Annotated in this window: 12 protein-coding genes; 3 read left to right on the forward strand and 9 right to left on the reverse strand. The window is 59.8% G+C overall.

Annotated features, from left to right (window positions below):
• Nucleotides 1–74 precede the first annotated feature (74 nt).
• Complete coding sequence (cysZ, locus tag JJQ76_RS12945; protein ID WP_210397278.1) at nt 75–836, forward strand: sulfate transporter CysZ; 762 nt, start codon at nt 75–77, stop codon at nt 834–836.
• Here cysZ and phoR read toward each other — a convergent pair.
• The 4 genes from phoR to JJQ76_RS12965 form a co-directional block, all read right to left on the reverse strand.
• The gene (gene phoR / locus JJQ76_RS12950) at nt 823–2127 is read right to left on the reverse strand and encodes a phosphate regulon sensor histidine kinase PhoR (protein ID WP_343232537.1); all 1305 of its coding nucleotides are present in this window, start codon (nt 2125–2127) and stop codon (nt 823–825) included. The two genes, cysZ and phoR, sit on opposite strands and share 14 nt — an antisense overlap.
• Nucleotides 2128–2139: 12 nt before the next feature.
• On the reverse strand, nt 2140–2832 hold the full coding sequence (phoB, locus tag JJQ76_RS12955) for a phosphate regulon transcriptional regulator PhoB (protein WP_210397279.1): 693 nt from the start codon (nt 2830–2832) through the stop codon (nt 2140–2142).
• Between the two features lie 79 nt (nt 2833–2911).
• A complete protein-coding gene (ubiA, locus tag JJQ76_RS12960; protein ID WP_210397280.1) occupies nt 2912–3793 on the reverse strand; it encodes a 4-hydroxybenzoate octaprenyltransferase in 882 nt (293 codons plus the stop codon).
• Between the two features lie 30 nt (nt 3794–3823).
• Nucleotides 3824–4363, reverse strand: coding sequence for a chorismate--pyruvate lyase family protein (locus JJQ76_RS12965; RefSeq protein WP_210397281.1), 540 nt, complete (start codon nt 4361–4363; stop codon nt 3824–3826).
• 165 nt (nt 4364–4528) lie between these two features.
• Here JJQ76_RS12965 and JJQ76_RS12970 point away from each other — a divergent pair, with 165 nt between their 5' ends.
• Entirely contained in the window at nt 4529–4801 is a 273-nt protein-coding gene (locus JJQ76_RS12970) for an HU family DNA-binding protein (protein ID WP_210397282.1), read from the forward strand.
• A gap of 67 nt (nt 4802–4868) precedes the next feature.
• On the opposite strand, the gene phoU is transcribed toward JJQ76_RS12970, so the two are convergent.
• From phoU to JJQ76_RS12995, 5 genes are all read right to left on the reverse strand, one after another.
• A complete protein-coding gene (gene phoU, locus JJQ76_RS12975; protein ID WP_210397283.1) occupies nt 4869–5588 on the reverse strand; it encodes a phosphate signaling complex protein PhoU in 720 nt (239 codons plus the stop codon).
• Between the two features lie 14 nt (nt 5589–5602).
• On the reverse strand, nt 5603–6367 hold the full coding sequence (gene pstB / locus JJQ76_RS12980; RefSeq protein WP_246480801.1) for a phosphate ABC transporter ATP-binding protein PstB: 765 nt from the start codon (nt 6365–6367) through the stop codon (nt 5603–5605).
• A gap of 144 nt (nt 6368–6511) precedes the next feature.
• On the reverse strand, nt 6512–8200 hold the full coding sequence (gene pstA, locus JJQ76_RS12985) for a phosphate ABC transporter permease PstA (protein ID WP_210397285.1): 1689 nt from the start codon (nt 8198–8200) through the stop codon (nt 6512–6514).
• A gap of 18 nt (nt 8201–8218) precedes the next feature.
• The gene (locus tag JJQ76_RS12990; protein ID WP_210397286.1) at nt 8219–10513 is read right to left on the reverse strand and encodes an ABC transporter permease subunit; all 2295 of its coding nucleotides are present in this window, start codon (nt 10511–10513) and stop codon (nt 8219–8221) included.
• A gap of 173 nt (nt 10514–10686) precedes the next feature.
• On the reverse strand, nt 10687–11661 hold the full coding sequence (locus JJQ76_RS12995) for a PstS family phosphate ABC transporter substrate-binding protein (protein WP_210397287.1): 975 nt from the start codon (nt 11659–11661) through the stop codon (nt 10687–10689).
• A 198-nt stretch (nt 11662–11859) separates the two neighbouring features.
• Between JJQ76_RS12995 and JJQ76_RS13000 the strand changes: the two genes are divergently transcribed.
• A complete protein-coding gene (locus JJQ76_RS13000) occupies nt 11860–12261 on the forward strand; it encodes an acyl-CoA thioesterase (RefSeq protein ID WP_210397288.1) in 402 nt (133 codons plus the stop codon).
• Nucleotides 12262–12293 lie beyond the last annotated feature (32 nt).

Genomic DNA, 12293 nt, shown 5'->3' on the forward strand with positions numbered 1-12293 from the left:
TCGCCAGCCTGAAGTCGTCGCTGACACCTGCTACACTCTGGCGCTGGTTTTGTGGCCAAGGAGTCGCTGTTTTTATGGGTGGTAATCCGTTTCGCGGCGCAGCTTATCTGCTGCGTGGTTTTTCCCTGCTGACCGAGCCGGGGCTGAGGCCTTTTGTGATCGTGCCGCTACTGATCAACATTTCGCTGTTTACCGGTGCCATCTGGTTACTGACTGAGCAGTTTGGCCAGTGGGTTGATTACTGGCTCAGCCTGATACCGGACTGGCTCTCGTTTCTGGACTGGCTGCTTTGGCCGCTGTTTGCGCTGCTGGTGTTGGTGCTGGTCTACTTCAGTTTTGGCCTGGTGGCGAACTTCATCGCCGCGCCGTTCAACGGGTTGCTGGCGGAGAAGGTGGAGGAGCGCCGCCGGGGCGCAATCAATAGTGACAGCGGTTGGCGTGCGGTGCTGGCTTTGGTGCCGCGCACATTGGCGCGGGAGGCGGCCAAGCTGGCCTACTATCTGCCGCGGCTGCTGGTGCTGCTGCTGATCACCCTGATTCCCGGCGTACAGCTGCTGGCACCCTTGCTGTGGTTTCTGTTCGGTGCCTGGATGATGGCGATTCAGTATTGCGACTATCCGATGGATAACAATCAGGTCAGCTTTGGCCGCATGCGTCAACTGCTGAAAAGCCGCCGGTTGGGGGCATTGGGCTTTGGTGGCCTGGTGTCGGCCGGATTGATGGTGCCGGTGGTGAATCTGCTGATCATGCCGGCAGCTGTTGCCGGTGCGACCCTGTTCTGGGTCGAGGAGTATGCGGCCAGCGAGAGCGCCGGGACCGACATCAGCCGGCGCTAGACTGCTCCAGTGGTCGTAGCTGGTGTGCGGGGAAGTGGCAGCTGAAGGTGCTGCCGACGTTGGGAGTGCTGTCGACCTCCAGTCGTGCGGCATGGCGGATCAGCACGTGCTTGACGATGGCAAGGCCGAGCCCGGTCCCCCCTTGCGCCCGCGAGCGGCCATCGTCGACGCGGTAAAAGCGTTCGGTCAAGCGGCTGATGTGGTGGGCGTCGATTCCGATGCCCGAGTCACTGACGCTGAAATGCCCCCCCTGATCATCTACCCACCAATTGACTCTGATGGTGCCGGCGTCCGGAGTGTACTTGATGGCGTTCATGACCAGATTGGAAAAGGCGCTGAACAGCTCCCGCTCCTGACCCATCAGCAGGTAGCGCTCGTCGATCTCCAGCGTGATCTGGTGGCCGCGCTCCTGCGCCAGCAGTTGCGCTTCGCCATGAACTTCTCGCAGTAGCTGGCCCACATCGACAGGCGAAGAATCCAGCAGGCTGTCGGTGGTTTCCAGCCGGGTCAGCATCAGCATATCGTTCACCAGACTGCCCATGCGTTTGGCCTGCCCCTCCATCTGCAACAATGCTCGCTTGAACAACGGCAGCTCATCGCACTGGTCTTGCAGGGTTTCAAGATAGCCGCGGATCACCGTTAACGGGGTGCGCAGCTCGTGGGAGGCGTTGCCGACGAAGTCGCGGCGCATCCGTTCCAGTGCGTGCAGGCGGCTGACATCGCGGATCAGCATCAAACGTTCGGAGCGGCCGAATTCGGTCAGGGTAAACTGCAGTTGCAGCTGCCGGTTGGCGGTGGCTGGAAGTTCGAGCGGATCGGTGTAATCGCGTTGGTCAAAGTAGCGGATGAAGCGCGGATCACGAATCAGGTTGGTGATCGCCTGGCCGACGTCATCGGGGCGTTTCAGCCCCAGCATGCGAGTGGCGGCGCGGTTCCACCAGTCGATTTCGCCATTGGAATCGATCATTACTACGCCGTCGCGCAGCGCCTGGGTGGATTCCTGGATACGATCGATGACCGATTTAAGCTGGGCTTCTCGCTGGCGGTGGCCCTTGAGCCGGTGATAGAGGCTGTCGTAGATATCTTCCCAGCTACCGCTGGCCTCCGGCACTTCACTGCCGTCATCTTTCTTCAGCCAGTGCAGCAGGCGCTGCTGCTGATAGATCGATTTGGCCAGCAGGGTCAGCAGGGCCAGTGACAGCGCGACGAAGGGATAACCGAGCAACCACCCCAGGGCCATAGCGGCAGTAACGAGCAGCGCCAGGCGCTTCAGCTGCTGGGACAGATACACGGAATGTAAGACCTATGCGGTTTGACTGGAAAAACGGTAACCCATGCCGCGAACAGTCTGAACCAAGGGCGCGTGATTGTCACCTAGCGCCTTGCGCAAACGCCGGATATGTACGTCTACGGTGCGCTCTTCAACGTAGACATTGCCGCCCCAGACGTAATCCAGCAGTTGGCTGCGGGAGAAGGCGCGGTCTTGATGCGTCATAAAGAAGCTCAATAGCTTGAATTCGGTCGGCCCCATCTCCAGTGGTTCGCCGTTGGCGTTTACTCGGTGGGAAACGGGATCCAGCACCAGGCCGTTGACCTCAATGCGGGCATCATCACCCTCGGGGGCGGTCCGCCGCAGCACCGCCTTCAGGCGTGCCACCAGCTCACGGGGAGAAAAGGGTTTGGTGATGTAGTCGTCGGCACCGGCTTCCAGCCCCAGTACCTTGTTATCCTCGTCACCCTTGGCGGTCAGCATGATGATGGGGATGGAGGCCGTCAGCTCGTCACGTTTCAGCCGGCGTGCCAGCTCGATTCCGCTGGTGCCCGGCATCATCCAGTCGAGCAGGATCAGATCGGGGCGGTCATCCACCACCGCCGCGTGGCCTTGCTGGGCGTTTTCCGCCTCAATGCATTGATAGCCGGCCATCTCTAACGCCAGGCTGAGCATCTCTCGAATCGGTGCTTCGTCGTCGACGATCAGTACGCGCTTTCCGGTCATCGAAACCCTATCCTCTGTGTCTTTTCCATTAAGACTGTATTACAACCTTAGATTGTTACAGTTGGGTGACAAGAGGGGGTCAGATCCGAAACAGGGTATCCATGAACAGGCCGGCGAAGATGGCGCTGCCGACCCAGTGGTTGTTAAGAAAGGCGCTGAAACAGGCGTCGCGATCACGCTGACGGATCTGCCACTGTTGCCAGCCGAACAGGCCCGCGGCAGCGGCAAGACCCGCATAATAGGCCAAGCCGGCGTCGAGCTGGTTGCCGAGCAGGATCAGTGTCACCAGGGTCAGCCCCTGGAGCACGCCGACCGCCAGCCGGTCGGCATCGCCGAGCAGTACGGCGGTGGACTTGATCCCGATCTTGAGGTCATCGTCCCGGTCAACCATCGCATAAAGGGTATCGTAAGCCACAGTCCAGAGCAGGTTGGCGATGTAGATCAGCCAGGCGTGACGCGGCAGTTCGCCGGTGGTGGCAGTGAACGCCATCAATATACCCCAGGAAAACGCGGCTCCCAGTACCACTTGAGGGTAGTGGGTATAGCGCTTCATGAACGGGTAGCTGGCGGCCAGTGCGACCCCGCCGAAGGAGAGCAACACTGTCGTGGTATTGGTAAACAGCACCAGCACAAAGGCGATCGCGACCAGCCCGGCAAACAGGGTCAGCGCCTCGCGTTCGCTAACCCGTCCGGCCGGTAACGGGCGTTGCTGAGTCCGTTTTACGTGGCCATCAAAGTGACGGTCGGCGTAGTCATTGATCACGCAGCCTGCGGCACGCATCACCACCACGCCGGCGACGAAGATAACTAGCAGATGCAGCGGCGGAAAGCCCTCCGCGGCGACCCACAATGCCCACAGGGTCGGCCATAACAGCAAATAGACGCCGATCGGTTTGTCGAGGCGGGTTAACTGCAGATAGGCGTGTAAACGATCGCTGTCGAGGCGGCGGATGAACTCCATCGAATCAGAAACCCTGAGCAAGCAAAGGGGTTATTGTACCCGCAGCAGGTGCGGCAGGAAAACCTCGCTCACCAGCAGCGGCTTGCCGCCCAGAAGGAACACCGACCGCCGCGCGCAGGCGCGCTGGCCAAGACCGGGCAGTTGCAGTTCGGTGGTTTCGATCGGTCCACGCCGCATGCGCGGGTCGTTGAATAGCAGTGAGCCGAGCGATTGGTTGCCCAGTTGGCGAAGTTTGCGCTGAGGGCCGGTGAGAGTGCTGGCGGGGATAATGCTGCGCGCGTAGACCCAGTCCTGCTCACAGCCGATCAGGCGCACTTCGCGCACCAGCGCTTGCTGGCGCGGGTCCAGTTTCAGCGCCCGCGCTTCCGACAGGGTTGGCTTGGCCCAGCCCTGAAACTGCAGTTCAACCCGAAAACAGCCCGCGCTTTTGTCGACCAGACGCTGGGTCAGAGAACCGGGGTCCAGCAGCCAGCCGCGCCAGCGTCGTGGCAGGCGGGTACTGGGTACGCGGCGGTAACTGCGCCAGCGGGTGTTGAGAGGGCTCGCGGTGAGCGATTGTCTAACCGGCACGAACAGGCTCCTCGGGATTCAGAGGCGGCAAGGATGCGATATTCACCTGCGGGTTGCAACCGGGGAGTCGCGGGTAAATAAACGGACCAAGCGCTTTATTTTAGCCGGTGGGGCTGATTTAATGGCTCGACCCAGCCGAGGACCCATAAGGATAAAGGAGTGACTATGCAGAAGGCAGAACTGGTGGCGGCGATCGCCGAATCCGCATCCCTGACCAAACGTGAAGCGCAGGATGCATTGAATGCCCTCACCGACAGCGTGACTGATGCGTTGTCCCGAGGTGAATCTGTTTCGTTGATCGGATTTGGTACCTTCAGCCAGCGCCATCGCGCGGCGCGCAAGGGCAAGAACCCGCAGACCGGCGCAGTGATGGATATCCCGGCCAGCAACAGCGTGGCTTTCAAACCGGGTAAGGCGCTTAAAGACGCCTGCAATTAAGCCCGTAAACGGTTACAAAAAAGGAGCCAAAAGGCTCCTTTTTTTGTGGCTCTGATCTGCCGCCGGGTTACTGCTCGATGGTGCTTTTCAGCTGCTTGAGGGTACTGTGGCTGACGTTAACCCCTTTGACCAGATAGATCAGGTGCTGGCAGATATTGCGCGAGTGGTCACCCACCCGCTCCAAGCTGCGCAGCACCCAGATCACGTTGAGAGTGCGGGTAATGGCACGGGGATCTTCCATCATGTAAGTCGCCAGGGAACGCATGGCGCTGGTGTACTCTTCATCGACCTCTTTGTCCTTGGACGCCACCTGATAGGCCAGATCGGTATCGTAGCGGGTAAAGGCGTTGAGGGAGTCATGCAGCATGCCGCGCACCAGTGAGCTGATGTGACGAACTTCGGAATAGCCACGCTGGGTTTCGCCGGATTCAGACAGTGATACCGCCAGCTTGCCGATCCTGGCTGCTTCGTCGCCAATCCGCTCCAGATCGTTGACCGCGCGGCTGATGGCGATGATCAGGCGCAGGTCGCTGGCCGCCGGCTGGCGACGGGCGATGATGTTGGTGCACTGCTCTTCGATATTCAGTTCCCATTCGTTGGTCACCTTATCGTTCTTGCGTGCCTGCTCACCCAGTTCGCTGTTGCCCTCCAGTAGTCCCTGAATGGCGTCAGAGAGTTGCTTTTCGACCAAGCCGCCCATGGTCATCATGTGGGTCTTGATCGCTTCCAGCTCCTGATTGAACTGTTGCGAAATGTGGTCGCTGTGGGCGTCCTTGTTGAAAGCCATGATCAATCGTCCTCTTAGCCGTAACGACCGGTGATGTAGTCTTCGGTCTGCTTCTTACTGGGGGTGGTAAACAGCGTATCGGTGGCGCCATGTTCGATCAGGTCGCCCATGTACATGAACGCGGTGTAGTCGGACACCCGCGCGGCCTGTTGCATGTTGTGGGTCACGATCACGATGGTGAAGTCGTTCTTGAGCTCGTGGATCAGCTCCTCGATCTTGAGGGTCGAGATCGGGTCCAGCGCCGAAGCAGGCTCGTCCAGCAGCAGCACTTCGGGCTTCACCGCCACGGTGCGTGCGATCACCAGACGCTGCTGCTGACCGCCGGACATCCCCAGCGCGCTTTCGTGCAGACGGTCCTTGACCTCATCCCACAGTGCCGCGGAGCGGAGCGCCCACTCGACGGTTTCATCCAGTACCCGCTTCTTTTTTACTCCCTGAATTCGTAAGCCGTAGGCCACGTTTTCGTAAATGCTTTTGGGGAAGGGGTTGGGCTTCTGGAACACCATGCCTACGCGCCGGCGCAGGTCAGCAACCTCTACGTTGCGGTCGTAGATGTTGTTGTCGTCGAGCAGGATCTTGCCCTCGATGCGGCAGCCGTCGACCAGATCGTTCATGCGGTTGAAGCAGCGCAGCAGGGTGGATTTACCGCAACCGGACGGGCCGATGAAGGCGGTGACGCGGTTCTGCGGTATATCCATGTTGATCTTGTTGAGGGCGCGCTTGTCACCGTAGTAAAGATCAAGGTCGCGCACCTGCAGGGCGATGGTCTCGTTGGCCATGTCGCGTTTTTCCTGCCCCTGGGGCAGAGCGTTCAGGCTGACACCCTGGGTCGGCTTTGCAGAGCTGTTTTCAGTGTCGGAGGCTACCAATGTCATGTTGAGCTACCTATCAGTTTGAGCGTGGCTTGAGCGGATCGAAGGCGATCAGTGCTCAAGCGCTTTGTACTTTTCCCGCAGGCGATTACGAATCGCCACCGCGGAGAGGTTGAGCAGGGCGATCACTGCCACCAGCAGCAGCGCGGTGGCGTAGACCAGCGGCCGTGCGGCTTCGACGTTGGGGCTCTGGAAGCCGACGTCGTAGATGTGGAAGCCCAGATGCATAAATTTCTGGTCCAGGTGCAGGAAGGGGTAGTTCCCATCCAGCGGCAGCGAGGGGGCCAGCTTGACCACACCCACCAGCATCAACGGCGCTACTTCACCCGCGGCACGGGCGATAGCCAGAATCACCCCGGTCATCATCGCCGGACTGGCCATCGGCAGCACCACCTTCCACAGGGTTTCCGCCTTAGTGGCGCCCAGCGCCAGGCTGCCCTCGCGCACCGAGCGCGGTATCCGCGCCAACCCCTCTTCGGTGGCCACGATCACCACCGGCACCGTCAGCAGCGCCAGGGTGATGGATGCCCACATCAGGCCGGGGGTACCAAAGGTTGGTGCCGGCAGTGCCTCGGGGAAGAACAGCTGGTCGATGTTGCTACCCAGAAAGTAGATAAAGAAGCCGAGACCGAACACCCCGTACACAATAGAGGGTACCCCGGCCAGATTGTTCACTGCGATGCGAATCAGGCGGGTCAACGGCCCCTGCTTGGCGTACTCACGCAGGTAGACCGCCGCCACCACGCCGAACGGGGTTACCAGAATCGACATCAGGATCACCATCAGCACGGTACCGAATATCGCCGGGAACACCCCGCCTTCGGTGTTCGCCTCGCGCGGCTCGTCGGTCATGAACTCCCAGATCTTGCCGAAGTAGAACCCGATCTTTTCGAGCAGGCTCATGGTGTTGGGGCGATAGGCATGGACGATATTCTTGAGCGGGATCTCCAGCGTGCGCCCTCCCGCCACCTCGGCCACCAGCGCATCGCGGCTGATCAGGCCGTAGAGCTCGACCAGGCGATTCTCCAGCACCTTGTAATCGGCGGCAAGCTGGTCACGTTCGGCCGCGATGTCGGCCTGGGCCGCCGCATCGAGTTCATCCTTAAGCTGCAGCGCCCGTTCGCGCAAGCGCAGCCGTTCGATATCGTAGTTGATGGCACCGATATCGTGCTTCTCGATCCGGGCGATCTGGGCGTGGATATCCAGCGCCCGCTCGATCCGTTGCTCCAGGTCGGCCCAGAGTCGCTCGTAAGCGCGCTCGTCACGGCCGTCCACCTGACCGACCAATACGCCGCCCTGCTTCAGTTCGCGCAGGTAACCGTAGAAGTTGCCCCACTCGCGGCGCTCGGCCACGAACAGCTGCCCCGGGTGTTGAATATCCGCCAGCTTGTCTTCCAGCACCCAGCGGAAGTCGCTGCCATAGACGTCGCGGTTACCGACCTTGAGCAGCAGACGGGTCACGCTGTCGACGCCGTCGGCAACTTCGATACCGGCACCACGCAGTTGCTCGGCGGGGGCTTCGGCGCTGTCGGCGATTTCGCCCGCAATGATCTGACGGGAGCCGTCGCGTTCGAAGTAACTGGCCTCAATAATCGGATGGGGCCAGAAGTGGCCCAGTCCACGCACTGCGATCAGCAACAACAGGCCGACCACCATGATGACGTTGATGGCCACCGCCGCACCGGTCAGCCAGACCCAGGGTGCACCGGATTTAAACCACTCTGATACAGAAAGCTTCATTGTCTCGAGCGCCCTTGATTAAAGCGAACCGTACTTGCGCCGCAGGCGCTGACGGACAATTTCGGCCAGGGTGTTGACCACGAAGGTAAAGGCAAACAGCACCAGTGCTGCCAGGAACAGGATGCGGTAGTGGGAGCTGGCGACTTCGGCCTCCGGCATCTCCACCGCAATGTTGGCGGCCAGGGTACGCATCCCCTCGAAGATGTTCATATCCATGATCGGGGTGTTGCCGGTGGCCATCAGTACGATCATGGTTTCGCCCACGGCCCGGCCCATGCCGATCATCACCGCCGAGAAAATACCGGGGCTGGCGGTGGGCATGACCACCCGTGACAGGGTTTGCCAGGGGGTTGCGCCAAGTGCCAGCGAACCGTTGCTGAGGTGCTTGGGGACGCTGAAAATCGCATCTTCGGTGATCGAGAAGATGGTCGGAATGACGGCGAAGCCCATCGCCAGACCCACCACCAGCGCGTTGCGCTGATCGAAGTCGATCCCCAGCTCGTCGGTGATAAACACTTTCATGTCGCCGCCGAACGCCAGTACTTCGATACCATCGGCGAGGCCGATGGCCAGCATCGACAGCAGAATCACCACCGGAATCAGCAGCGCTGCATCCCAGCCATCTGGAACCAGGTAGCGCACCGATTTGGGCAGGTTCTGCCAGAGGTAAGCGAACAGCAGTACCCCCACCGGCACCATTACCAGCAGCGCGAAGATGCTGGTCAGGTTGGCCTCGATGAAGGGCGCCAGCCACAAGCCGGCAAGGAACCCGAGGATCACTGTCGGCAGCGCTTCCATCAGCTCGATCATCGGTTTGATCTTGCGGCGCAGCGCCGGTGCCATGAAGTAGGCGGTGTAGATGGCGCCGCAGATGGCCAGCGGAGTGGCCAGCAGCATGGCGTAGAAGGCCGCTTTGAGGGTACCGAAAGCCAGCGGTGCCAGGCTGTATTTGGGTTCGAAGTCATCGTTGGAGGCAGAGGACTGCCACAGGAACTTGGGTTCTTCATGACCCTCGTACCAGACCTCTTGCCACAGCGAACTCCAGGATACCTCCGGGTGCTCGTTGTTGACCTGCCAGAAGCTGATGTTGCCTTCGCCGTCTTCCAGTAGCAGACGGTTGGCACGCGGGGTCAGCGCCACATAGGCAATCCCCCGCTCCGACAGCTGTTCACTCAACACCTGATTTTCAGCGGTAGCGTTGTAAAAGCTGATCTGGCCATTGGCTTCGGCAGTGATAAAGCCTTTACGGCGCTGCTCGATGTTGACCTGTACGATACCGTCGGTGCCGACGTGGCTGAACTCGCGAATGCGTTGCAGCTCATAGTCGTTGTTGGCGTCGCGTACCAGGAACCACTGACTGACGATGCCCTTGTCGTCGGCGATCAGCAACGAACTACCGCCCAGCAGGAAGCTGAAGCTGGTGATCTGGCCGCTGGTGGCTTTCTTGACCGCGCCGACCAGCGGTGAATCGGGGTCACGCAGGTCGATGGTGTGCACCCGCCCCTGGAAGTCGGCGATAAACAGCCAGCGCTGATCGGGACTGATCAGCAGGCCGGTAACGTCGGCGCCGATGTCGGGCAGGTTGTAATGTTCGCTGGAGAGCTCTACTTCTTCGGTGATGAAGTTGACCTCTTTGTCGAAGCGGGTGAGGCGCAGGCGTCCTTCAGCATCCGCCGCCACGACCGAGAAGCGGTTTTCACCGTTGCGCACCGCCAGATGTTCGATCTCTTCCAGCTCCGGTGACAGCTCCAGCGGTTCCTCGCCCAGCGGGTAAACCAGGCTGGGGGTGATCACCCGACCGCCTTCCAGTGGATAGGTGGTCTTGTAGCTGTGCTTGACGAAGCTGAGACTGTTATCGGCATGGGCCAGTGCAAAGGTGTCGTTGGCTTCGCTTTCCAGTGCATAGGCGGCCAGACTGGCGCTGCTCAAGCCCGCCTGTTGTTGCTGAATCAGCTGTCCGGTGCGGGTATCAAAGAAGGTGGCTTGGCCATCCTGGCTGAGGCGCAAGCCAACCTCGCCCTGCTCTTCAGCGGTCATGTAGAGCGTGGCCGCATCGCTACCGGGGCGGCTGTAGGGCGCCGTGGGCTGGCCGTTGTGCTCATAGGGGTGCACTTCAGCTGCTTCAAACAGCGGTGCCACCTCGTACAGCAGGTAGATGAAGATCAGCAGAATCGCAACGATCACGCTGATACCACCTACGGCAACGGTGCCGGTGGTGAACTGGTCCTTGAACTTTCGCACCTTGCGCAGACGCTTGGAGGCCGCGCTATCGAACTCAAGGTCGGGGGGAGTGAGGGTAACTGGCTTATTCATGCCGCAAGCGTACTCGGGTCATATGACACTATTGTTACAGGCTGTCATAAAACGGACACCTAAGTGTCACTATTTCAGCCCTGTGACGACGCGCCGTGCGCGTTCCTTTTCGTTCCGAAAAAGAAAAAGGGAAGCATCCTGCTTCCCCGAGATCTTCCATGATTAAAGCGGTATTAGTTAATACCCAGACCTGCCAGTGCTTTGGAGGTTACAGCGGTCGGCAGCGGGATGTAGCCATCCTTGACCACAACTTCCTGACCGACTTTGGACAGAACCATCTTCACGAATTCACGCTCCAGCGGTGCCAGCTCCTTGTTCGGTGCCTTGTTGATGTAAACGTACAGGAAGCGTGACAGCGGGTACTTGCCGGAAGCCGCCATTTCAGGAGACGCGTCGATAAAGTCGGAGCCCTTCTTGGCCAGCGGTACGGCGCGAACGCTGGAGGTCTTGTAACCGATGCCGGAGTAGCCGATGCCGTTTACAGAGGTCGATACCGACTGCACTACAGAGGCAGAACCGGGCTGCTCGTTCACGCTGTTCTTGAAGTCACCCTTACACAGCGCCTTGGACTTGAAGTAGCCATAGGTGCCGGATACGGAGTTACGACCGTAGATCTGGATGCCCTGATTGCCCAGGCTGCCGGTAACGCCAAGATCAGCCCACTTGGTTGCGTCGGCAGCGCCGCCGCACTTGCGGGTGCTGGAGAATACCGCGTCAACGTCAGCAATGGTCATGCCTTTGATGGGGTTGTCCTTGTGGACAAAGACCGCCAGTGCGTCGATGGCGACCGGAATCGCAGTCGGCTTGTAGCCGTGCTTCTTCTCGAACGCTTCCAGCTCCTTGTCCTTCATCTTGCGGCTCATCGGGCCCAGATTGGAGGTGCCTTCAGTCAGTGCCGGCGGAGCGGTAGAAGAACCTGCGGCCTGAATCTGGATGTTGACGTTGGGGTAGTTGCGCTTGAACTCTTCCGCCCACAGGGTCATCAGGTTAGCCAGGGTGTCGGAACCTACGCTGGACAGGTTACCGGAAACGCCGCTTGCTTTGGTGTAGCCCGGCAGTTTCGGGTCCAGCAGGTCGGCGGCTTGGGCACCGGTGGTGAGACCGGTGGCGGCCAGCGTCAGTGCGGCCAACAACTTCTTTGCTTTCATCGATTGCTCCTAAGGTCGTCAATCAGTTCGTCAGTAAGTGTTGAGAGCCACTGTACCCAGCAAATGTGACACTTCTGTTAAAGAACAGGTAACAATTGGTTACGGATCTGGCATGGCATCTACATCGAAAGTCTAATGAGCGCTATGTTAAGATGCCGATTTTGCGCCCCGGTGGCGATTTGGCAGAGAACAAAAATAATGTGCAATCAAGAAGATGCTCAGGCACCTGAAGGACGTCTGACGCTCCAGTTACCCGCCAGTCCGCGGGATACCAATGTGTTCGGGGATATATACGGTGGCTTTATCGCCGCCCAGGTGGTGACCGCCGCCGAAACCCGCGCCGCGCAGATCGCCCGTGGTCGGGTGGCAACGGTTTCGATCGGTTCGCTGGAGTTCTTTGCGCCGGTGCTGGTGGGTGCTTTGCTGAGCTTTTATACCCGGGTGGTGGAAACCGGCACCAGTTCGATTCGACTTTGTGTGGAGGTCTGGGGGCAGCAAACCGATGGCTCGAGCCTCAGCAAGATTACCGAATGTGAAACCGTGCAGGTAGCCATTGATGCGCAAGGGCGCATCCGCGAACTGCCTGCGATCCAAGGCTAGACTTCATTGTAGCCGTGATAGCCGTGATAGCC

The organism is Motiliproteus sediminis (genome assembly GCF_017912535.1).
Taxonomy (GTDB): Bacteria; Pseudomonadota; Gammaproteobacteria; order Pseudomonadales; family Balneatricaceae; genus Motiliproteus; species Motiliproteus sediminis.

Bases quoted from the DNA above. Each gene is read 5' to 3' on its own strand.
- JJQ76_RS12995 (WP_210397287.1), bottom strand. From the start codon at position 11,661: ATGAAAGCAAAGAAGTTGTTGGCCGCACTGACGCTGGCCGCCACCGGT.
- cysZ (WP_210397278.1), top strand. From the start codon at position 75: ATGGGTGGTAATCCGTTTCGCGGCGCAGCTTATCTGCTGCGTGGTTTT.
- ubiA (WP_210397280.1), bottom strand. From the start codon at position 3,793: ATGGAGTTCATCCGCCGCCTCGACAGCGATCGTTTACACGCCTATCTG.
- JJQ76_RS13000 (WP_210397288.1), top strand. From the start codon at position 11,860: ATGTGCAATCAAGAAGATGCTCAGGCACCTGAAGGACGTCTGACGCTC.
- phoU (WP_210397283.1), bottom strand. From the start codon at position 5,588: ATGGCTTTCAACAAGGACGCCCACAGCGACCACATTTCGCAACAGTTC.
- JJQ76_RS12970 (WP_210397282.1), top strand. From the start codon at position 4,529: ATGCAGAAGGCAGAACTGGTGGCGGCGATCGCCGAATCCGCATCCCTG.
- pstA (WP_210397285.1), bottom strand. From the start codon at position 8,200: ATGAAGCTTTCTGTATCAGAGTGGTTTAAATCCGGTGCACCCTGGGTC.
- phoB (WP_210397279.1), bottom strand. From the start codon at position 2,832: ATGACCGGAAAGCGCGTACTGATCGTCGACGACGAAGCACCGATTCGA.
- pstB (WP_246480801.1), bottom strand. From the start codon at position 6,367: ATGGCCAACGAGACCATCGCCCTGCAGGTGCGCGACCTTGATCTTTAC.
- JJQ76_RS12990 (WP_210397286.1), bottom strand. From the start codon at position 10,513: ATGAATAAGCCAGTTACCCTCACTCCCCCCGACCTTGAGTTCGATAGC.